Here is a 22,844-nt window from a genome sequence, read left to right as displayed (position 1 = left end):
CAAATTACCTTCCTAACCATGCTTCAGGATTAAGTTTAGAAGTTTCCTTTCTAAGTTGGAACTGAAGTATATTATCGGTTCCAACACTACCAAGTGCCTGGCGTGTGCTTACTTTCTGTCCACGACTTACGCATACAGATCTTAGATTGCAATATACTGATATGTATGCACCGTGGCGAACCATAACAACCATACTACCAGAATATCCAAATACAGCACTAACCTCGCCATCGTATATTGATCTTGCCATACAGCCTGAGCTACCTTTGATATTAATACCCTTGTTATCAAGAGTTACTCCGTTCAAACCTTCAACATTATATTGTCCGAAATGGCTCACTACCCTATATCCTCCAGTTATAGGCATCGGCAAACGACCTCGATTAGCCTCAAATCCTCCGTTCATCATACGATCCACGGTAGAAAACTTCTGGACATCATCAGCCTCTTTAGTTGCTGCTGCTATAATTTTCTTCTGACGCGCATCATCAACTGCAGCTTTTCTCTCGGCAGCGACACGTTGAGCCTGAGCTTCACGTGCAGCTTGTTCAGCACGAGTACGTTCAGCGGCAGCAGCCCTAGAAGCTGTTTCTGCGGCAGCCTTCTTTCGTGACTCATCAGCATTAGCCTGTGCCTGACGAGCTACTTCAGCAGCCCTTGCAGCAGATTCAGCTTCCGCTTTCAGTCTTTGTTCTTTTTCTTTAGCCTCAGCTATCCTACGTTCATTTTCGCGAGCAGCAGCCTCTGCTGCAGCTTTTTTACGTGCAAGATCGGCAGCTCGGCGCTTAGATGCAGCAACAGCGGCAGCACGTTTTTGGGCTTCAGCGGCGGCTCTTGCACGTGCCTTTGCTACTTCCTGAGCCACCAGTCTGTCTATCTGTGCATTCATAGCAGCATCTTTCTGACGCTGTTCTGCAATTACTTTCTGTATTGTCTGCTGCTGATTCTTCAAAGATTCAACAACTTTCTTTTGCTCATCTTGCTGACCAACAAGCGCAGTCTTTTCTTTCTTGCCTTTATATAACAGGTTACTCTTCAGACCTTTTACATGTTCTAATTGAACATGTTTACCAGTCACCTGAGCTTGTTTGGTCTTCACCATTTCACCTTGGGCTTTTTGATAATCCGCATACTCTCTTACGAATCTCAAACGACGATACATCTGTGCAAGATTTTTAGCTGAAAAGATAAACATCAGCTTGTCTTGAACGGTATTGTGTCTTGCCATATATCGCATTGACTTTATATATTTTGCCTTGCGATCTGCGAGTTGCCTCTCTAGAGTTTGCAACTGAGCCTTTAGAATATCTATATTACCTTCAATATGGTGAATATCCTGCTGAATACCATCAATATTCTTTTGACGTTCATCAATCTGCGTATTCAAAGTGATAAGATTTTCCAACCGTAGCTTCACATCAGCCTGATTTTGGCGCAATGCCTGCTCCTGTTCTTTTATCTTCTTTTGAATTTTAGAACGCTGTCCCTGCAAACCTCTTATTGAAGCATTCGTATAAACTGTAGCTTTTTTATTAGAAGGAACAGTTTTTCTTTTCTTTGTCACCACAGTATTTTGCTTATTTTTCTGTACAGATTTATTTTTCTGTGCAGAAACATTCAACGCCATAACAGTGGCAAGGAGTATAACCAATAATCTTTTCATTTACAAACTCATGATTTTACCGAGGATATCCGCGGCTTCTATCTTTTTATATTTATTTGAAATAGTAGTATTTACATCCCAGTTGTCCTTAGTTGCCACTTCTTCCATATCAAGTGTAACCTCGGCTGTCTGCTTTTGTTTTGTCGCAGTAGTAGTAAACTTGAAATTCTGCTTTGCTGGGAACATCTTCACGCCAACATTCGTGAAATTAGAATACTTCCAGTTAAGCGTAGACATCCCATGCTGTAAACTTCTATAAGCCACATCTGTTTCTGAAATCAATCCTGATTGCTTATTTGCATTCCAGACAAAACTCATGTTGTTGTTTTTCCATGAAACTGGATTATTTTCACCAATATCATCAAGCTTTACACTAAAATTACGCAAGGCTGTCTCTGAAACTTTATCTGTTCCTGGAAGAAACAACTGATTCCAAAACAATGACTGTAGGCTATAAAAGTTCAAGCCATTATCTTTTAGAAAATCAAGTTGGGTATAATCTGCTTTTACATATTCCTTATGAATACGATCTATAACAAGTACATAATCAGGTGTAAATTCCAATCGTCCAACTTCAGAGCCTAGTAATGGAATAAACAACTGAATACGTATAACTTGGTTTTTGCGCATGTGCAAAGATCCAGGAACTGTGATATCCCTTCCACCAGCTTTTATATTGAATCGTAAATCACCTACTATATTTGTTGCATACACCGAATTATCTGAAACCTTTTGTACAAAAGATAGTTTCTTTAATTCTACCTCATCAGCCGCTTTATCTGATTTAGACACCGTTTTTTGGACTACAGGAGTATCCTTTACCAGATTTTTCTTTGCTCCACAAGATACCAAAATCAATGGTAATCCTAAAGTCATCAGTTTGATATATATTCTATTCATATTCTATTTTATAAAGATTTGGTTATTTCTTTATATATTTTTTAAGTTCAATCTTACGCTTCAATAAAGCACTCTTTCCACCAGCTCTAATAGCTTTCTGCCAAAAGTTAACTGCATCATTGGCTTTTCCCAGACAAGCATAAATATCTCCCGTATGTTCAAGTATTACTGGGCTTTGAACAGAATCAGTATCATTAGCCACGGCTTGATCTGCATAAATCTTAGCCTCGGCAAATCTATCCTGCATAAATAGTATCCATGCATAAGTATCAAGATATGTAGAGTTTTTGGGTTCTGCCTTGATCGTTTTATAACTCATCTGCTCCGCTTTTTGAAGATTATGTCCATCTTCACTTAAATAATATGCATAGTTGTTTAGACAACCTATGTTATCATCCTTCCATTGCAGACTACTATCATAGGCAGCAAAAGCCTGTTGTGTTTGTCCCTTTTTCTGAAGTATGTCACCCATAATGGCATACAACTCAGACACCATATTCTTATTGCTCTTATCGGATACTTGTGAGAGACCCTTTTTAATAGTCTCTAAAGTAAGATTTTCATTATCTTTCTGAAAATAAGCCAAACCGAGGAAATAATAAAAAGCCATTTCATCGGGATTATATTCCAATGCTGGTTTACATACTGATATTATCTGATCCCAATTTTTCTGATCCCAAATATTCTGGATAAGCTGAAGACGTGCGCCAGCATTATCAGGAGCTACATTCAATAAAGAAACGATTGCGCTATCAATAACATCTTTAGGCATTTTTTTTAATGACATATAGGCGACCTTCAGTTCTGCTATATCTGCATCTTGTGGATTTTGCTTCGTAACCTTATCTAACATATCAAGAACAACAGTACTATCTTTACCGGCTTGTTCATTTTCTTCAATAAACTGTCGAATCATAGCCTGCTTGCTATTAGAGTCTGTCTTACTATTTGCAAGCACTCGAGTCATTACTTCTTTTGCCTTATCATTATCACCGATGGCCTTATAATAGTCATAAAGCGAAGATAGCGCATAAGAATTTGACGGTTCATCTTTTAATACTGAAGTATAAATATCATAGGCATTTTTTTGCTTATCATTCTGCATTAGCCAGTTAGCCAACATAACTCTATAACTGTTATCGTTAGGATATGTGTCTGAAAGATTTTTCAAAGCTTTGTATGCATCTTTCTTGTTACCAAGAAGTTCATAAGCTCGAACCTTAGCTAAAGTTATTTCTTCTCCAGTTCCATCAGCCTTCTCGATACGGTCTATCGTTTTGAGCATGTTAGTATAGTCCTTTTGCTGATTATACAACTGCATCAGCACTTCAAGCACATCGGTACGATCAGGACGATTAGTTGCAAGATTCTCATATACCTTTATAGCTTTATCATACTGTTTAAAATTAATGCAGAATTGTGCTAAACGCTCTTGATAGGTATCATTAGTCGGAGAAAGCTCTGCGGCTTTTTCCATCGATTTTATCGCCAAAGTATCCTGCTTTAATTCCATCTGATATGTAGAAAGCAAATAATATGCTTCGGCGGCATTTGGATTAATCTCCAAACTATGCTTCAACAAGTCATAAGCAGCAGCATATCTTCCTGCTCCAGCAGCGACAACAGACTCCATAAAAAAGGAATTATAGCGCATACTATCTTCGTAAGAAAGAGGCGCAACTGTCGACGAAACCTCTGTCTTCTTACGCTTATTATTCTTAGCGAATGAAGGCAACGCTGCTGAAACGGCCATAAGACCGACAACTGACATTAAGGCAATATGTCTATATGTATATTTCAATTTGAATTGTATTATTCGTTTTTACTTCACTCCAGTATGTCCATATCCACCTGTACCACGTTCGGTTTCGTCAAGTTCATCAACAAGTTCCATGAGTCCTTGCTCATGTCTTGCAATAACCATTTGCGCAACACGCTCACCATCATTGATGACAAATTCTTCTTGAGACAAATTAATCAAAAGAACCATTACTTCACCACGATAATCGGCATCAACAGTGCCCGGAGAATTTAGTACAGTTATACCATGTTTCAATGCCAAACCGCTACGTGGGCGTATCTGAGCCTCAAAGCCAGCAGGCAATGCTATATGTAAACCCGTAGAAATCAGACGACGTTCAAATGGTTTCAACACGATTGATTCATCAATATTTGCACGCAAATCCATACCTGCGCTCTGCGGTGTTGCATAAGCAGGTAGCTGCTGATGTCCGGTGTTTACGACTTTAATCTTTAGCATAAATGTATTTTATAATATTCAAAACATATACTGACAGAAAATAAAAATATAATATAGTCTGCCTATCATGTGCAAAAATAATGAATTATATGCATATATCTTAATTTTTCAACAGAAAAAGAAACTATTTAGATTAAATTACACTATATTTGCCACATGAATTGGCAACAACTAATATCAAACAAGCGTCTTGGGCAGGAACATAGACATGCCGAAAGACATGATGACAGATCAGAGTTTAAGCGAGATTATGACAGGCTGATATACTCTGCTCCGTTTCGCAGACTACAAAATAAGACCCAGGTTTTTCCTCTTCCTGGAAGCATATTCGTGCATAACAGATTAACCCACAGCCTTGAGGTTTCAAGTCTTGGACAGTCTTTGGGTAATGATGTATGCAGACAATTGAAAGATTTGCATCCAGAATTAGCAAATACTCTTTTTGAAGAAATCGGAACTATTGTCAGTGCAGCATGTTTGGCACACGATATGGGTAATCCTCCATTTGGACATTCTGGAGAAAAGGCTATTCAAACATTCTTCACTGAAGGCAAAGGAAAAGCTTTAAAAGAATCGGTTTCATCGGAATTTTGGGATGATATAACGCATTTCGAAGGTAACGCTAATGCTTTCCGTTTACTTACACACAGATTCTTGGGAAGAAGACTTGGTGGTTTTGTTATGACATACTCTATGCTTGCTAGCATTGTTAAATATCCTTTTGCTAGTAGCTTAGCTGGAGACCATGGAAAATTTGGATTTTTCAAAACAGAAGCTGAAGATTATCAAAAAATAGCCGATGAATTGGGTGTTATTTGCAAATCAGACAAACAAGAGCCATTAAAATATGCACGTCATCCTTTGGTATATCTTGTAGAGGCAGCCGATGATATATGTTATGAAATTATGGATATAGAGGATTCTCATAAGCTTAAGATTCTTTCTTTCCAAGAAACTTTCGAACTTCTAATGGGCTTTTTCGATGATGCTACCAGAGCTAACCTACTAGAAAGGATGAAAGAAGATGGCGTCACTGATGACAACGAAAAAGTTGTATATTTGCGAGCTTGCGTAATCGGCAAACTTGAGAATGAATGTGTTAAGACTTTTGTTGAACATGAAGAAGAAATCTTAAATGGAACTTTCCACGGAAGTCTAATTGACAACATTTCCCTTATTCAAAAAAATGCATACGAACGTTGCGAGAAAGTTTCATACAAGAAGATCTATCATAGCAAACCTGTTCTTGATATAGAGTTATCGGGTTACAAGATAATGGAAACTCTTATGGATGTATTTATAGGTGCTGCAAGAAATCCTGACAGATTTTATTCTCAACAATTAATACGAAGAGTTAGCAGCCAATACGATATACACAGTGACAATCTTGAAACAAGAATTATGGCTATAATCGACTATATAAGCGGAATGACAGACATATACGCTTTGGATATATATCAAAAGATAAACGGCATGTCATTGCCTATAATATAAAGCATTTTTGTATGGGAACTATCAAGAGATTATTTACTATTTTACTACTTTTCATCGGTATTCTAGCATCTGCTCAAGAAAAGAAAGACAATGTAAAAAAACATGTTTTTACCACTATCTCAGAAAACAAGATTACTAGCATTAAAAACCAAAACCGCAGTGGGACATGCTGGGATTATGCAACATGTGGTTTCTTTGAGGGAGAAATCTTACGAGCTACCGGTAAAACTGTAGACTTGAGCGAAATGTTTGTCGCTAGTAATGATTATGTTGACTGTGCAACATATAATGTGCGCGAACATGGTGACAGTCGGTTTTCTCAAGGAGGATCATGCGATGACGTACTTGACGTAATACGCAATCATGGCATCTGTCCTGAGTCTGCAATGGCAAAACCCGGTAGCATGATTGGTGACACTTTGGCAAACTTCAATGAATTTTTCATGGTTCTGGAACCTTATGTCAAAGCTATAGCACGTAGCAAATCCCAAAAACTATCGCTAGCATGGCGTCAGGGCTTTCAAAATATTCTTGATGCATATCTTGGAAAGTGTCCAGAAACGTTTATGTATGAAGGAAAGGAATATACTCCAAAATCATTTGCGGCAAGTCTTAAACTTAATTTAGATGATTACATCAGCATAACAAGTTTCACACATCATCCTTTCTATGAGAATTTCATTATTGAAGCTCCATATAAATGGCGTCCACAAATGAGCTACAATGTACCACTCGATGAAATGATGCATATTATCGACACAGCCTTAAAGAACGGTTACAATGTGGCATGGGGAGGCGATGTTTCTGGTAATGGTTTTGAACGTACGGGTATAGCTGAAGCTCCAAAGAAAAAGCCTACTCAGGAAAGTCGTCAGATGCGATTTGACGATTGGGACGCCACCTACGATCACGTGATGCTGATATATGGAACTGCGAAAGACGAAAATGGTGTAGAATACTATTTAGTAAAAAATTCATGGGGCACAGCAGGTGACTATAAAGGAATCTGGTATATGGCAAAAGACTATATTGCCGACAACACCACATACATATTTCTGAACAAGAACGCAGCCAAAATACCACATAATTGATTTACATTTAAAAATTTATGTTTGGAGCCTAGATTTCTCTGTAAAGATTTAAAATTTATACATTTAGGCTGTATTCTCAGCGTTTTTTAGTATTTAGCTACGGTATCTCTGGCAAAGCCTATAAACAGAGAGACTGACGACACGCAGCCAGGCCATTTTAGCTTCGTGAGCTACGCCTTAGCTACGTTATATATTTTCGCTTATATAATGTACGTGCTTACACGCGCGCACTTAGGGTTTTGAAAAATACAAGTGTCGAAATGTCAACTTAATGAATATCAGTATTTTATCGACCAATTTGACTAAATAAAGTGACGGTGATCTGACGGTCAAATTTCAAGTTTCACATACGTTTCTATATAGAAATGCAACTCATTCCATATAGAAAAGCAAACGTTTCTACGATGTTTTACCTCCTATTGCTTCGTAAAACGCAATGCATTTCATCGTAAAACGGATTGCAAAACATCGCAAAACGCAACGAAAAACTTCGTAAAGTGCTATGCAACATGATGAAATTCTTTACCCATATTTTACCGACGAATAACCGACAGTTCAATCGACCCGAAAAGTATTTTAACAATTTGATGCTCAACGGATAGACACTTTGACACTTGTTTTTACGAAAAACTCAGAGTGTGCGCATACGTGCGCACGTGTATTATGGTGTGTAGTTTCAAGTATTTAAAACTTTGGCTAACAGGCTAACCTAAATCTGATTGCATGGACAAAAAGTTTGCAGTATCTTTGCCGAGAATTCAGTGGAATTCAGCAGAACACTTAAACAAGCTTGGAAATTCTGCTCTCGTTTACTGTCTCTATTTATACATCCTCAGTTCCTCAGATGCAGTCAACAGTTCTTTGACAAATTCACTCATAAAATACATTTCATCTTTAAAACTACACAAGTTGACGTAGCTAAATCCTGCAAACTACGTTTCGACAAGCCCTTTGTTTATAAGCATTAGCAAAGATACCATAGTTTCGTAGCTAAAAAAACAGGGGGGGGGGGAAGCCCCTAAACATACAAAATCAAATTGTCACAGAGAGGCCTAGGCTCCAAACAATTAATTATAGTACATTGCACTAAAAGCTAATCATTTTAAGTGGGCATAAGTACAATGACTCCTAGTGTTCCAAAATTATTAATACGAAGATTAAAATATCAACAAGATCTAACAATTCTGTAGTATCAATGAACACAATTCATTAATCAACGGTCACTGTAGGACAAGTATCAGCAAGTCTATAGATTGTCCTCTTTGTAAATAAGATTATTTGCACCGCTTGTAATCTGAAGTGCCTCAGGATGCTCTTTTATGAAACTGTCGATATGGCGAACACGCTTTTCTTCCAATATTTCATCAACAGCTATAAGAATACCCGTTTCTTCTACATCACCAAATCCATAGTTGATTGCCGTTCCGAAGAGCTTCATTGTTGGACTCAAACTCATATATGCATTTACAAGAGGTGGAATATTATATCCCAATTCTCTTATTTTCTTGTTCAATATACGATAATCTTCTTTGAAAGCATATTTATTGAAAATATTTGCCAATTCTGATTCTTCAGTTTCAATTTTCAACGGTTTTATCGGTATTATGAGTCTATCCTTATCGTCAAAATGCTTTTTAAGAAAATAAAGAATCATATCACGTCCTTTGCGAATATAAGAAGGATACATTGTCATCTTTCCAAAGAAATATCTGCAATTTGGATTAATTACCGTAAGTGCGCCAAGACCATCCCAAAGATTATCGAGAGCAAAAATACTCTTTGAATTTTTTCTAACATTCTGATATTCTATAGAAACAAAACTACGCCCTAATTCTACGGTATAAGGAGCATAGTCTTTCATAAACTTGTCAGAGAAATGAAACATGTGACTTGTGGCAAGAATCGGTTGTCCATTATCATCTATATCCCAATCAGATCCAAAGAGATATCTATAACCACCAATTATTTCCTCGGCTTCAGGATTCCATACAACAAGTTGTTTACAACAGTTATCCATCGTATCAAACTCATCTATATCCATTGATTTCCCAGTACCACCTCCTGCTGTACGAAAAGCGATTTCACGCAGACGACCAATTTCCTTCATCACGTTAGGTGCTTGATGAGCTGTAATAACATAAATTTCATTATTGCTTTTATTGGTCATTCTGAGCTGACGCTCAGGAGTTAGTTCACTTTTTAGTAAACTTTTATCAATAGGTTGGATTATCTCTTCTTCCATATATCCGTTATGTATATTTCTTATAATTTATAGACTTCATCCTCTACGACACGTGCCCACTCTTTATGAGTTTTACTCTTATCAAATGTTTCCCATGAAATAGGCTTCCCTATAGAAATACGAAACGTTTTATGGACGTTCTTATACATTTCATCAACAAGGAAAAGCATTGCTATATTGAATTTTAGATGAAGAGCCTTGCAAGCATTAGCTATGCGATAAAATTTGTCAGAATTCTGTCCGCCGAAATGAATTGGCACAACATCCCTTTTATACTGAATACTCTTTGATACAAACGTTTTCGTCCATGCCAAATCATGTATATGTCCGTTTATTTTGCGGCTACATATTCCTGCAGGAAACATCAACATATGGTTATCGCTTTGGAATCCAGCCTCAACCATCTGTGGAAAATTACGACTTTGGCTACCTGTTTTATTAATACCAATACTTACAGGACGTATTCCTGGTAGATTCATCAATAAATCATTAATGAGATATCTGAATTTACCATCATAATGTTGTCCAATAATAGAGCCCAGCGCTACCCCATCTGCACCACCCAGAGGATGATTAGACACAAATGTGTATAATTTGCCGTCAGACTTGTCTGGAAGATTTTCTAAACCTACAATTTCCAACGTCATATCAAGATAATGCACACATTCTGTCAACCATTCTGTTCCACGAAGATTACGACTTTCCCACAAAAAACGATTCACCTCATCTTCATGGATAATGCTTTTAAGCCAAGACGTGGCAAAACGAGGTATATATTTCACCTTGCTACCAATCTTGCTTTTAAGAATTTTATCAATATCAATTGTTTTTTCTATCGCTTTATCCATGTTGTTAAAATGCTTACACATTGCAAAAATAACATAAGTTTTTTTAAAACGTTACTTTTTGACTTAAAAATATTCATTTTTTCACGTTTTTGAAATATTTAGCTTGATGCATGCGAAATAAAATACATCATTTATTTAATTACGCCAAACCTCATTATTTTGATATTTTGATATAAAATATAAATTTTGTGGCGAAAAGTGGCGAAGTGTGGGGAATTTTATGTAACTTTGACGGCAGAAATTTCTATATAATGTACGTATGCGTTTTTTAGGTAATATAGAAGCTAAAGCCGATGCAAAAGGTAGAGCCTTTTTGCCGGTTATTTTCCGCAAGGTGCTACAGGCATCTGGCGAGGAAAAGCTTATACTTAGGAAAGACGTATTTGAGAAATGTCTGGTTCTATATCCAGAATCTGTTTGGAACGAGCAACTTGATTCTTTACGCAGTAGCCTTAACAGATGGAACAGACAGGAATGGCAAGTTTTCCGACAATTTGTTTCGGATGCGGAATTTATTGCATTAGATAGCAACGGGCGTTTTCTTATTCCAAAAAGATATTTAAAAATGGTCAACATTGAACAAGACATTATGTTCAAGGGCGTTGATGATACAATAGAGATATGGAGCAAGACTAACTGTGACGAGCCTGATTTTCAGCCTGAGGAATTCGGCAAAACATTACAGGGAATCATGAGCAATAAAGAAATTTAATATTACAGTAAAGACATCTCACCAATATGGTAAAAATAGCAGAAACATATCATGTACCCGTACTTCTTAAAAAAAGTATTGATGGTTTGGATATCAAACCGGGAGGAATCTATATAGACGTAACTTTTGGTGGCGGAGGGCACTCTCGTGAGATACTTAAAAGAATTAATGGCAATGGTCACCTCTACAGTTTCGATCAAGATGAGGATGCAGAAAAAAACGTAAACAACATTATTGCGGAAGTTAGCAATGATGAAAGTACCGCATCCGCAGACTGCAATTGCGGACTTACTTTTGTAAGAAGCAATTTTCGCTATTTGAAAAATTGGATGCGTTATTATAATATTGATCATATAGACGGATTACTAGCGGACCTGGGGGTTTCTAGCCATCACTTTGACGACGAAACACGTGGATTTTCATTTCGCTTTGACGCGCCGCTTGACATGAGAATGAACAAACGAGCAGGAATGACTGCCGCCGATATAGTAAACGAATACGAAGAAGAGACTTTGGCTGACATTTTCTATCTCTATGGTGAACTGAAAACATCACGTCGCATAGCAGCAGCTATTGTAAAAGCCAGAGACACAAAAAAAATAGAAACCACACAAGACTTCATAAAAGCCGTAGAGCCTTTATTTAAGCGGGAACGTGAAAAAAAAGATATGGCTAAGCTTTTCCAAGCATTAAGAATAGAAGTAAACCACGAAATGGATGCTCTTAAAGAGATGCTAATGTCGGCAACAGAACTTCTTAACCAAGGTGGAAGGCTAAGCGTTATAACATACCATTCTCTTGAAGACCGTATAGTGAAGAATATCATGAAGACGGGTAATGCAGAGGGTAAAATGAAGCAAGATTTCTTCGGACGTATTGAAACTCCTTTTAAGTTGATAAACAACAAGGTTATAATACCTGACGAAGAAGAGCAACTTAAAAACCCAAGGAGTAGAAGTGCAAAACTTAGAATAGCTGAAAAGAGATGAAAGATAAAGAAAATATAGAACAGGTTCCGAGCAATGATGTCAAAGAGTCAAAGAATGACATAAAAAGCGAAGTTACCACAGAAAATAAAGAAGAGATACCTTCTCTAAAAGAAGTTATCAAGACCCAAGCCATTGAAGGCGAAGAACCTTTATCTTCAAATTTCACTCTAAGAAAAATTCTTGGCGGTGACATTCTAACCACACAGACCATACGCCGACAAATTGGAGTATTCCTTCTCATAACGGGGTTTCTTATTGTATATGTTTCCAACAGATACAGTGTTCAAAAAGACCTTATAGAGATCGATAAACTGCAAGATGAATTGCAAGACGCAAAATATAAGGCACTCTCTAGCAGTAGCCAACTAACAGAGAAAAGCAGAGAAAGTCATGTACTTGAGATGCTAAATAATAACAAGGACAGCGTGCTGAAAATTGCAAACCAGCCACCATACATTATCAATGTACCAGAGGAATGAGCAAATTTGATTGTAATAAAGTTATGCCAAGATATAGTGCCATCGCCATCATAATGACGTTGGTTGCTGTTTTTGTACTCGGGAAGACACTATATACAATGACCGCCAAGCATGATTACTGGTCAAAAGTGGCAGACCGTGTCAAAAAAGATAGCGTCAGCGTAAAACCAATACGTGGAAATATTCTCAGTTGCGACGGCCAGCTAATGGCTAGTTCACTACCAGAGTTCAAACTTTTCGTTGACTTTAAGGCTATACGTGAAGCTAAGAATGATTCTCTTTGGGATATAAAAGTTGATTCTGTATGTCGTGGACTAAATAAAATATTTCCAGAAAAGACAGCTGCTGCTTTCAAAAGAGATTTGACAGAGGGACGTAAAAAGCAAAGTAGGAATTGGCCAATTTGGAATAGTCGTGTAGACTATAATACTTATTCAGAGGTAAAGACTTTACCTATATTCAAATTGCCATCATACAAAAGTGGTTTCCATGTAGAAGAATACAATGCAAGAAAACGGAGTTACGGTTCACTTGCTGGTCGTACAATCGGAGCTATGTTTGGAGCTAAAGACACAGCAAGATTTGGACTGGAATTGTCGTACGACTCAATTCTACGAGGAACGAATGGTATAATACACCGTAGAAAGGTACTGAATAAATTCCTTGACATTATGGACACTCCTCCTATTGACGGAGCAGACATTGTTACAACGATAGACGTGAGCATGCAAGATCTTGCAGAGCGTTCATTGATAAACGAGCTTAAACTTATAAATGGAAATGTTGGTGTAGCTATAGTAATGGATGTTACTACAGGAGATGTTAAAGCTATCGTCAATATGGAGAAATGTGTTGACGACCAATATAGGGAAATACACAACCATGCCGTAAGCGACCTTTTGGAACCAGGTTCTGTTTTCAAGACAGCATCTATTATGGTTGCTCTTGACGATGGTGTAGTTGATACTTCATATCAAGTAGAAACAGGATGCGGTGTTTGGCCAATGTATGGTAAAGAAATGAAAGACCACAACTGGCGAGGAGGTGGTTATGGCCTACTAACATTGCCTAAAACCCTAATGATGAGTTCAAACATAGGTGTGAGCCGTATCATAGACGACCATTATCGTAACGATCCTGATAAATTCGTCCGTGGCTTATATCGTACAGGAATTGCCGATAATCTTCAAATACCACTTGTAGGATCATGCCCAGCACGTATACGCATGCCAAGAAAAAACAGTCGCGGAGAATGGGCGAATTGGAGCCGCACGGCACTTCCATGGATGAGTATCGGATACGAGAGTCAGGTACCGCCGATTTCAACACTCACGTTCTATAATGCTATAGCGAATAACGGAAAAATGATGCGACCGCGCTTTGTAAAACAGGTCATAAAGAATGGAGAAGTTATAATGGACTTTCCACCTGAAGTGATGAGAGAGAGCATCTGTAAAGAAAGCACACTGCACGAATTACAGACTATTCTTGAACACGTCGTCAGTCAGGGACTTGGCAAAAAAGCAGGATCTAAGTCATTCAAGGTAGCAGGTAAGACTGGTACAGCCCAAATGTCAAAGGGTACTGCTGGATACAAAAACGGAGGAACAAACTATTTACTCAGTTTCGCAGGATATTTCCCTGCAGACGCACCACGTTACAGTTGCATTGTCTGCATTCAAAAATCGGGACTTCCTGCAAGTGGTGGCGGTATGAGCGGAGTCGTATTCCATGACATCGCAGAAGGAATAATGGCACAGAGTCTTAAACTGGATGTTACTGATGCACGCGACTCTACATCAGTTTTAGTTCCTGATGTGAAGAACGGAAATATTCTCGCAGCAGACTATGTACTATCGCATCTAGGAATAAGTACTAACAAGACATGGGGAGGTAGTTATACTGAAGGGAACCCTATATGGGGATGTGCTGAGAAAAAAGGAGGTAGAAGCGTTTCTCTAGAGCGTAAACAAATGCAAGGCTGTAGATACGTACCAGATATCACCGGTATGGGTGCAAGAGATGCAGTATATCTTTTGGAAAGCCGTGGCGTTAAAGTAACGGTTATCGGAAGAGGAAAAGTTATAAAGCAGAGTTTGGAACCAGGACACCTTATAAAGAAAGGTGAAAGATGCCAAATCTCCTTAAAATAAGAAAAACAGATATATAACAAATATGAAATTAAACGAAGTTCTCAAAAACATCCAACCGTTGAAAGTCATCGGGGATGCCGAAGTAGAGGTTACAGGTGTGAACATCGATTCACGCAGAATCCAAAACGGTCACTTGTTTATAGCCATGAAGGGTACACAAGTTGACGGACACAAATTTATTTCTAAGGCAATAGAACTCGGAGCAAAATCTATACTCTGCGAAGACTTACCGACAGAAATGGCAGAAGGCGTTACTTACATACAAGTTGAATCTACAGAGGATGCTGTGGGTAAAGCTGCTACTATTTTCTATGGTGATCCTACCAAAAAACTAAAGCTTGTCGGCGTAACAGGCACTAACGGAAAAACAACAATCGCTACCTTATTATATAATATGTTCAGAAAATTTGGACATAAGGTAGGACTTTTGTCTACTGTTTGTAATTATATAGATGGCGAAGCAATAGCTGCAGACCATACAACTCCTGATCCTATTGAATTAAACGAACTTCTTTCTAAGATGGTTGCTGCTGGATGTGAATATGCATTCATGGAATGTTCAAGTCACGCAATACACCAAAAACGTATTGGTGGATTGAAGTTTGCTGGTGGACTTTTTACAAATCTCACTCGTGACCACCTTGACTATCACAAGACTTTCGAAAACTATCGTGATGCAAAAAAAGCTTTCTTCGATGAACTGCCTAAGGATGCTTTCGCTATAACTAATGCAGACGACAAGAATGGAATGATAATGGTACAGAATACCAAAGCTACCATTAAGACATATTCCATACGTGCAATGGCAGACTTCCGTGCAAGAATCATTGAATGTCATTTCGAAGGAATGTATCTTGATATTGACAATCATGAAGTTGGAGTACAATTCATTGGTAAGTTCAACGTGAGCAATCTGCTTGCCGTATATGGAGCCGCTGTAATGTTAGGTAAAAAGCCAGAAGATATACTATTGATACTTAGTACTTTAAATAGTGTGAGCGGACGCTTAGAACCAATTCATTCACCAGAAGGTTACACAGCTATCGTTGATTATGCACACACGCCAGACGCACTTGAAAATGTACTAAATGCCATACATGAAGTTCTTGATGGAAAGGGCAATGTTATTACTGTTTGCGGTGCTGGAGGAAATCGTGATAAAGGCAAACGTCCTTTAATGGCACAAGAAGCCGTAAAACAAAGTGATAAAGTTATTATCACTAGTGATAATCCACGTTTTGAAGAACCACAGGATATTATTAATGATATGCTTGCTGGACTCAATGCTACACAGATGAAAAAAGTATTGACGATAGTTGACCGTAAGGAAGCAATACGAACAGCATGTATGCTTGCTAATAAAGGTGACGTAATACTTGTCGCAGGTAAGGGACATGAAGACTATCAGGAGATTAAAGGCATAAAGCATCACTTTGATGACAAGGAAGTGTTACATGACATTTTCGATGTTAATAAATAGAAAACATAAACGACAAATAATTAACATAACAACATGTTATACTATCTTTTCAGATTTTTAGAACAATACGGAATAAGCGGTTCACATATATGGGGATACATATCATTCCGCGCATTATTGGCTCTTATTCTCTCACTAGCCATATCAGCATGGTTTGGAGAGAAATTTATCAAATATCTAAAAAGCAAACAGATTACCGAAACTCAGCGTGATTCGACAATAGACCCGTTTGGCGTAAAGAAAATAGGTGTACCTTCAATGGGAGGAATTATCATCATTCTTTCTATACTAGTTCCTGTTTTGCTATTAGGACGCCTTCGCAACATCTATCTCATTCTAATGATTATCACAACCTTATGGTTAGGATTTCTTGGAGGTATGGATGATTATATTAAGATATTTCGCCGTGACAAAGAGGGACTTAAGGGCAAATATAAGATTGTTGGACAAATTGGTATAGGACTCATTGTTGGTATTGTGCTATGGATGTCACCTGACGTAAAAATGAATGAAAATATTGCTATTGAACGCCAAGGACAAGAAACAGTAGTAAAGCATCTTGCGGAAGCTCATAAATCCCTAAAGACAACTATTCCGTTTGTAAAGGAACACAATCTCAGTTATAGTGACATCATGAGTTTCTGTGGCAAGCACAAAGTGGCAGCAGGTTGGATACTTTTTGTCATCATGACAATCATAGTCGTTACAGCCGTCAGCAATGGTGCAAATCTCAATGATGGCATGGATGGCATGTGTGCCGGTAATTCGGCAATAATAGGTGTGGCTATAGGTATATTGGCATACGTGAGCAGCCATATACAATTTGCGGCATACCTGAACATAATGTATATTCCTGGCTCGGAGGAACTTGTTGTATTCATGTGTGCCTTTGTCGGAGCCTTAATTGGATTTCTATGGTATAATGCATATCCGGCACAAGTATTCATGGGAGACACAGGGTCGCTTACTATCGGAGGAATAATCGCTGTAAGTGCAATAATAATTCATAAGGAATTACTTTTGCCAATACTTTGCGGAATCTTCTTCGTGGAAAGTCTTAGCGTAATTATTCAGGTATATTATTATAAGTTAGGTAAGCGTAAGGGTATAAAGCAACGTGTGTTTAAGCGAACCCCTATACATGATAATTTCAGAGTCACAGACGATCAACTGGATGCTGATTGTAAATATCTTATAAAAGTACCTCATGGTGCCAAACATGAATCAAAAATAACAATACGCTTCTGGATAATTACTATCATCCTCGCAGCGCTTACAATAATAACCCTTAAGACAAGATAAGGAAAATGAGTAGAATAGTAATACTTGGAGCCGGCGAGAGCGGTGCCGGAGCTGCCGTTTTGGCAAAGAAGGAAGGTTTTGACGTATTCGTTTCAGACATGTCGGCCATCAAAGATAAATACAAGAATTTACTTGATGCGCACGGTATTGATTGGGAAGAAGGTCAACACACTGAGGAAAAAATCCTGAATGCTGACGAGATTATAAAAAGTCCCGGCATACCTAATGAAGCTCCTATGATTAAGAAAATCATATCTAAAGGTATTCACATAATAAGCGAAATTGAATTTGCTGGCAGATACACAAAATCTAAGATGGTGTGTATCACAGGCAGTAATGGAAAAACCACAACAACCTCACTTATATACCATATATTTAAAGAGGCTGGATATGATGTAGGATTAGCTGGCAACATAGGTAAAAGTTTAGCACTCCAAGTAGCTGAAGATCCACACAATTATTATATCATTGAGTTGAGTAGTTTTCAACTTGATAACATGTATGACTTCCGTGCTAATATTGCTATTCTTCTCAACATAACTCCAGACCATTTGGATCGATACGACAACAAGTTTGATAACTATGCTGATGCCAAGATGCGTATCGTACAAAACCAAACATCAGAAGATAGCTTTATATATTGGAATGATGATCCAACTATTAAAACAGAACTTGAAAAGTTCAAGATTAAATCTGTAGCATGTCCTTTTTCTGAGATTAAAGAAAATGGTTCTATCGGTTATATAGAAGATGGCGAATATAAATTGGAATATCCAGTACCATTCAACATGGAGCAAGAAGAGTTATCTCTCACAGGCAAACATAACATCTACAATAGTCTTGCAGCTGGATTAGCAACCAATATTGCAGGTATAAAGAAAGAAGTTATCCGCAAGAGCCTAGGGAACTTCCAAGGTGTAGAGCATCGTCTTGAAAAGGTTTGCAAGGTTAGAGGAGTTATGTATATCAACGACTCGAAAGCAACAAATGTAGACGCATGCTGGTATGCTCTTGAAAGCATGAAAACTCCAACCATACTTATCCTTGGAGGCAAAGACAAAGGTAACGACTACAATCAAATCAAGGACTTGGTAAAAGAGAAATGCGTTGGACTCGTATATCTTGGTGCTGACAACAAAAAACTTCATGATAATTTCGACTCATTAGGAATACCTGTCAAGGATACTCACAATATGAAAGATTGTGTTGCTGCATGCTACGAGATGGCGAAGTCAGGAGATACAGTTCTTTTAAGTCCATGCTGTGCAAGCTTTGATTTGTTTAAGAACATGGAAGACCGCGGAGAACAATTCAAGAATTTGGTAAGAAATTTATAATTATTAGACTCTATAGAATAATATTCTATAAATAAAGAAAAATGAACAATAAGACTCTTGGCAACATATTTAAAGGTGACAAGGTGATATGGATGATTTTTTTCTTCCTTTGTATTGTCAGTGTCGTTGAAGTTTTTTCAGCGTCATCAGAGTTAACTTACAAAGGCGGAAGTTATCTTTCACCACTTATCAAGCACATAGGAATCCTAGTTATGGGTGTTTTCTGTATGGTTGTCACATTAAACGTGAAATGTAAGTATTTTAAAATATTGACACCTTTCATGCTTATTATTTCATTTTTCACACTTATATGGGTGTTCGTCGCAGGACAATCCACAAATGGTGCGCAACGATGGATTAGTTTTATTGGCATTCAATTCCAACCTTCTGAAATAGCAAAAGGCACAATGGTTCTTGCTACGGCACAGATTCTTAGTGCGCTACAGACTGACCATGGAGCTGATAAAAATGCTTTTAAATATATATTATGTGTTTGTGCTGTTATTATACCACTCATTGGACTAGAAAACCTATCAACAGCTGCATTATTATGTCTGGTAATTCTCATGATGATGATTATCGGTCGCGTTCCGGGAAAACAGATTGGTAAACTACTGGGTGTTACAACTTTGGCAATCGTCTTGATTTTTGCATTAGTAATGATTTTGGGACAGGACAGGCCTGAAGGGAACACTAAAGAAAATCTCACCGAGCAGCTAGAAAAGAAACCAAAAGAGGAAGAAGGACTTATTGCAAGAATATTCCACCGTGCCGATACTTGGAAATCACGTATTGATAAGTTTATGTCTAACAAAGAGCTTTCTCCAGATGAAGTTGACTTAGATAAAGACGCCCAAGTAGCACATGCCAATATTGCAATTGCATCCTCAAATGTAATTGGTAAAGGTCCAGGAAATAGTGTTGAACGAGATTTTCTTTCACAGGCTTTTTCAGACTTCATATACGCAATAATAATAGAAGAATTGGGAATAGAAGGTGCAGCATTCGTAGCGTTCCTATATATAATGCTATTATTCAGGACAGGGCGAATAGCAAATAGGTGTGAGAATAATTTCCCTGCATTACTGGCAATGGGATTAGCACTCCTTCTTGTCACACAAGCACTATTTAACATGTGCGTAGCTGTAGGACTGGCACCAGTAACAGGTCAACCGCTTCCACTTATAAGTAAAGGAGGTACTTCGACAATGATAAACTGTATCTATGTCGGGGTCATATTAAGTGTAAGTCGATCGGCAAAGACCAAGCCAGAAACAACAGATAATACAACTGTATAAAAACGCAAAAAGAACTGTTTAACAATAAATAGACTGCAAAATGGCAAAAAAATAAAAAAATTGATTAATTTTGCAATATAATAGAAATTTATAAGAAATGGACAAGGATTTAAGAATCATAATCAGCGGCGGAGGAACAGGAGGACATATCTTTCCTGCAATATCAATAGCTAATGCTATCAAGGCTAAACGTCCAGATGCGAAGATTCTCTTCGTAGGTGCTCTTGGTAGAATGGAAATGCAGCGCGTCCCTGCGGCAGGATATGAAATTAAAGGATTACCAATCTGTGGTTTTGATCGTAAGCATTTATTAAAGAACTTCGTTGTACTCCTAAAAATTTGGGAAAGTCAACGCAAGGCAAAGAAAATCATTAAGGACTTCAAGCCTATGGCTGCAGTTGGTGTTGGTGGATATGCAAGTGGTCCAACACTAAACGTATGCGCAGGTAAAGGGATACCTTGTCTAATTCAAGAACAGAATTCTTATGCTGGAGTGACAAATAAGCTCCTATCCAAAAAAGCAGATAAGATATGCGTTGCCTATGATGGCATGGAACGTTTCTTCCCTGCTGAAAAAATAATTATGACAGGAAATCCTGTTAGACAGAATGTTTTGGAAACTACGATCTCAAAAGAAGAAGCTCGCAAGCAGTTCGGATTGGATCCTGAAAAGAAGACTATACTTCTTGTCGGTGGAAGCCTTGGCGCACGTACTATAAACGAAAGCATACTACAGCATCTAGATATTGTAGAGAATAGTGGAGTACAGTTCATCTGGCAAACAGGTAAATATTATAATACTTCAATAATGCAGCAGCTGGAAGGCAAGAACTTACCTATGCTGAAAGTTACTGACTTTATTAGCGATATGGGAGCAGCATATAAAGCTGCCGACTTGGTTATAAGCCGTGCTGGAGCCAGTAGCATAAGTGAGTTCTGTCTGATTGGCAAACCTGTGATTCTTGTTCCATCGCCAAACGTGGCTGAAGATCACCAGACCAAAAATGCCATGGCATTGGTCAACAAGGATGCAGCTATGTTTATTAAAGACTCAGAAGCGGCGGACAAACTCCTTCAAATAGCCGTAGACGCCGTAAAAGACGAAGAGAAAATCAATTCTCTTAGTGAGAATATTAAGAAACTTGGATTGACAAACTCTGCCGACGTAATTGCCGACGAGATTATAAAATTAGCAACAAGATAATGGAATTAAAAGATATTAAAGCTGTATATTTTATTGGCGCCGGTGGCATTGGAATGAGTGCCATCGCAAGATATTTTATAAACAAAGGTCTCGTAGTAGCAGGTTATGACAAGACTCCATCTGAACTCACACATCAGTTGGAAAAAGAAGGTATGCTCATTCACTATAATGAAAGTATTGAGGAAATTCCACATGCATGCAAGGACGCAAAGTCTGTTTTGATTATTTATACTCCTGCTATACCTGCTGAACACAAAGAGTTGGTATTCTTCAAAGAGGGTGGATTTGAAATTCAAAAACGCGCACAAGTTCTGGGAACTTTGACACGCAGCCATAAGGGACTTTGTTTTGCAGGTACACACGGTAAGACAACAACATCTACAATGTGTGCACATATCATGCATCAGAGCCATCTTGATTGCAATGCTTTCCTTGGTGGTATATCAAAGAATTATGGAACAAACTACATTTTATCAGACACTAGTGATTACGTAGTTATTGAAGCTGACGAATTTGACCGCAGTTTTCATTGGCTTACCCCTTGGATGAGTGTTATCACGGCCACAGATCCTGACCATTTGGACATCTATGGAACAAAAGAGGCATACCTTGATAGCTTCCGTCATTACACAGAACTAATACGCGAAGGTGGCGCTCTTATCATACACAAAAATCTTGAGATGATCTCAAATGTCTGTGATGGTGTTAAAGTTTATGAGTATAGCCGCGAGGAAGGTGACTTCCATGCTGAGAATATAAAAATAGACAATGGAGAAATCTATTTTGATTTCATTTCTCCTATTGAAAATATAAAGGACGTAAAACTTGGACAACCTATTCCTATCAATATAGAGAATGGTATTGCAGCTATGGCTATGGCACAGCTGAATGGCTGTAATGCAGAAGAGATAAAGTACGGTATGCAGACATATGAAGGTGTAGATCGTCGCTTTGATTTCAAAATTAAAAACTCTAAACATGTATTCCTTTCAGACTACGGTCATCATCCAAAGGAGATTTTGCAAAGTGCCAAGAGCTTAAAAGAGCTTTTCAAAGGAAGAAAGATAACAGCCATATTCCAACCTCACTTATATACTCGCACACGCGATTTCTATAAAGATTTTGCTGATGCACTGAGCAACTTTGACGAGGTTATTCTCACAGAGATATATCCTGCACGAGAGCAGCCTATTCCTGGTATCACTAGTGAAATTATATACAACAACCTAAAAGATGGTGTTGAAAAGGACATGATAAAGAAAGATAACGTGCTTGACTATGTTAATAATCGTGATTTCGATGTGCTAGTAGTTTTAGGTGCCGGTAATCTTGACAATTATGTTCCTCAGATAGCTAAAATTATTGAGAGTAAATAGTTTCTATAATCACACA

18 protein-coding genes are annotated in these 22,844 nt (G+C 38.0%); 12 read left to right on the top strand and 6 right to left on the bottom strand.

The annotated features are described in order from the left end of the window. Positions 1 to 4: 4 nt before the first annotated feature. Genes HEQ28_RS11755 through dut form a run of 4 tightly spaced genes read right to left on the bottom strand, consistent with a single transcriptional unit; the run spans position 5 to position 4,823 of the window. Positions 5 to 1,663, bottom strand: coding sequence for a murein hydrolase activator EnvC family protein (locus HEQ28_RS11755; protein ID WP_434502652.1), 1,659 nt, complete (start codon positions 1,661 to 1,663; stop codon positions 5 to 7). Then, positions 1,664 to 2,563, bottom strand: a complete 900-nt coding sequence (locus HEQ28_RS11750) for a DUF4292 domain-containing protein (RefSeq protein WP_434502650.1) — start codon at positions 2,561 to 2,563, stop codon at positions 1,664 to 1,666. 22 nt (positions 2,564 to 2,585) lie between these two features. Then, positions 2,586 to 4,364, bottom strand: a complete 1,779-nt coding sequence (locus HEQ28_RS11745) for a tetratricopeptide repeat protein (protein ID WP_434502648.1) — start codon at positions 4,362 to 4,364, stop codon at positions 2,586 to 2,588. A gap of 21 nt (positions 4,365 to 4,385) precedes the next feature. Then, positions 4,386 to 4,823 carry a dUTP diphosphatase gene (gene dut / locus HEQ28_RS11740; protein ID WP_434502646.1) on the bottom strand — a complete coding sequence of 146 codons (438 nt, stop codon included), beginning with the start codon at positions 4,821 to 4,823 and terminating at the stop codon, positions 4,386 to 4,388. Positions 4,824 to 4,979: 156 nt separating this feature from the next. Here dut and dgt point away from each other — a divergent pair, with 156 nt between their 5' ends. Both dgt and HEQ28_RS11730 read left to right on the top strand, forming a co-directional pair. Further along, entirely contained in the window at positions 4,980 to 6,317 is a 1,338-nt protein-coding gene (gene dgt / locus HEQ28_RS11735) for a dGTP triphosphohydrolase (protein ID WP_434502644.1), read from the top strand. An 11-nt stretch (positions 6,318 to 6,328) separates the two neighbouring features. Continuing rightward, positions 6,329 to 7,408: a C1 family peptidase gene (locus tag HEQ28_RS11730; protein WP_434502643.1), complete on the top strand. Its 1,080-nt coding sequence runs from the start codon at positions 6,329 to 6,331 to the stop codon at positions 7,406 to 7,408. A gap of 1,246 nt (positions 7,409 to 8,654) precedes the next feature. On the opposite strand, the gene HEQ28_RS11725 is transcribed toward HEQ28_RS11730, so the two are convergent. Then, entirely contained in the window at positions 8,655 to 9,650 is a 996-nt protein-coding gene (locus HEQ28_RS11725) for a GNAT family N-acetyltransferase (RefSeq protein WP_434502641.1), read from the bottom strand. Positions 9,651 to 9,670: 20 nt separating this feature from the next. Beyond that, positions 9,671 to 10,498 carry a glycerol acyltransferase gene (locus HEQ28_RS11720; RefSeq protein WP_434502639.1) on the bottom strand — a complete coding sequence of 276 codons (828 nt, stop codon included), beginning with the start codon at positions 10,496 to 10,498 and terminating at the stop codon, positions 9,671 to 9,673. A 259-nt stretch (positions 10,499 to 10,757) separates the two neighbouring features. Here HEQ28_RS11720 and mraZ point away from each other — a divergent pair, with 259 nt between their 5' ends. The 10 genes from mraZ to murC all read left to right on the top strand — a co-directional run bounded on the left by mraZ (position 10,758) and on the right by murC (position 22,828). Next, entirely contained in the window at positions 10,758 to 11,210 is a 453-nt protein-coding gene (gene mraZ / locus HEQ28_RS11715; protein ID WP_434502637.1) for a division/cell wall cluster transcriptional repressor MraZ, read from the top strand. Positions 11,211 to 11,236: 26 nt separating this feature from the next. Next, entirely contained in the window at positions 11,237 to 12,199 is a 963-nt protein-coding gene (rsmH, locus tag HEQ28_RS11710; protein WP_434502635.1) for a 16S rRNA (cytosine(1402)-N(4))-methyltransferase RsmH, read from the top strand. Next, positions 12,196 to 12,678: an FtsL-like putative cell division protein gene (locus HEQ28_RS11705; RefSeq protein ID WP_434502634.1), complete on the top strand. Its 483-nt coding sequence runs from the start codon at positions 12,196 to 12,198 to the stop codon at positions 12,676 to 12,678. The genes rsmH and HEQ28_RS11705 overlap by 4 nt, the downstream gene beginning before the upstream one ends. Next, positions 12,675 to 14,831, top strand: a complete 2,157-nt coding sequence (locus tag HEQ28_RS11700; protein ID WP_434502632.1) for a penicillin-binding transpeptidase domain-containing protein — start codon at positions 12,675 to 12,677, stop codon at positions 14,829 to 14,831. The genes HEQ28_RS11705 and HEQ28_RS11700 overlap by 4 nt, the downstream gene beginning before the upstream one ends. Before the next feature lie 22 nt (positions 14,832 to 14,853). Next, on the top strand, positions 14,854 to 16,311 hold the full coding sequence (locus tag HEQ28_RS11695; protein ID WP_434502630.1) for a UDP-N-acetylmuramoyl-L-alanyl-D-glutamate--2,6-diaminopimelate ligase: 1,458 nt from the start codon (positions 14,854 to 14,856) through the stop codon (positions 16,309 to 16,311). Positions 16,312 to 16,344: 33 nt separating this feature from the next. After that, positions 16,345 to 17,613, top strand: coding sequence for a phospho-N-acetylmuramoyl-pentapeptide-transferase (locus tag HEQ28_RS11690; RefSeq protein WP_434502628.1), 1,269 nt, complete (start codon positions 16,345 to 16,347; stop codon positions 17,611 to 17,613). 5 nt (positions 17,614 to 17,618) lie between these two features. Then, positions 17,619 to 18,950 carry a UDP-N-acetylmuramoyl-L-alanine--D-glutamate ligase gene (gene murD, locus HEQ28_RS11685; protein ID WP_434502626.1) on the top strand — a complete coding sequence of 444 codons (1,332 nt, stop codon included), beginning with the start codon at positions 17,619 to 17,621 and terminating at the stop codon, positions 18,948 to 18,950. Between the two features lie 41 nt (positions 18,951 to 18,991). Beyond that, on the top strand, positions 18,992 to 20,248 hold the full coding sequence (locus tag HEQ28_RS11680; RefSeq protein ID WP_434502624.1) for an FtsW/RodA/SpoVE family cell cycle protein: 1,257 nt from the start codon (positions 18,992 to 18,994) through the stop codon (positions 20,246 to 20,248). Positions 20,249 to 20,345: 97 nt separating this feature from the next. After that, positions 20,346 to 21,452 (top strand): undecaprenyldiphospho-muramoylpentapeptide beta-N-acetylglucosaminyltransferase, encoded by a 1,107-nt coding sequence (gene murG, locus HEQ28_RS11675; RefSeq protein WP_434502622.1) that lies wholly within the window; start codon positions 20,346 to 20,348, stop codon positions 21,450 to 21,452. Further along, on the top strand, positions 21,452 to 22,828 hold the full coding sequence (gene murC / locus HEQ28_RS11670; RefSeq protein ID WP_434502620.1) for a UDP-N-acetylmuramate--L-alanine ligase: 1,377 nt from the start codon (positions 21,452 to 21,454) through the stop codon (positions 22,826 to 22,828). Before murG ends, murC begins: the two co-directional genes overlap by 1 nt. Positions 22,829 to 22,844 lie beyond the last annotated feature (16 nt).

This window comes from Prevotella sp. (assembly GCF_051059605.1).
Classification (GTDB): domain Bacteria; phylum Bacteroidota; class Bacteroidia; order Bacteroidales; family Bacteroidaceae; genus Prevotella.
The sequence above is the reverse complement of the archived record's forward strand: the minus strand, read 5'-3'. Positions and strand labels throughout refer to the sequence as shown.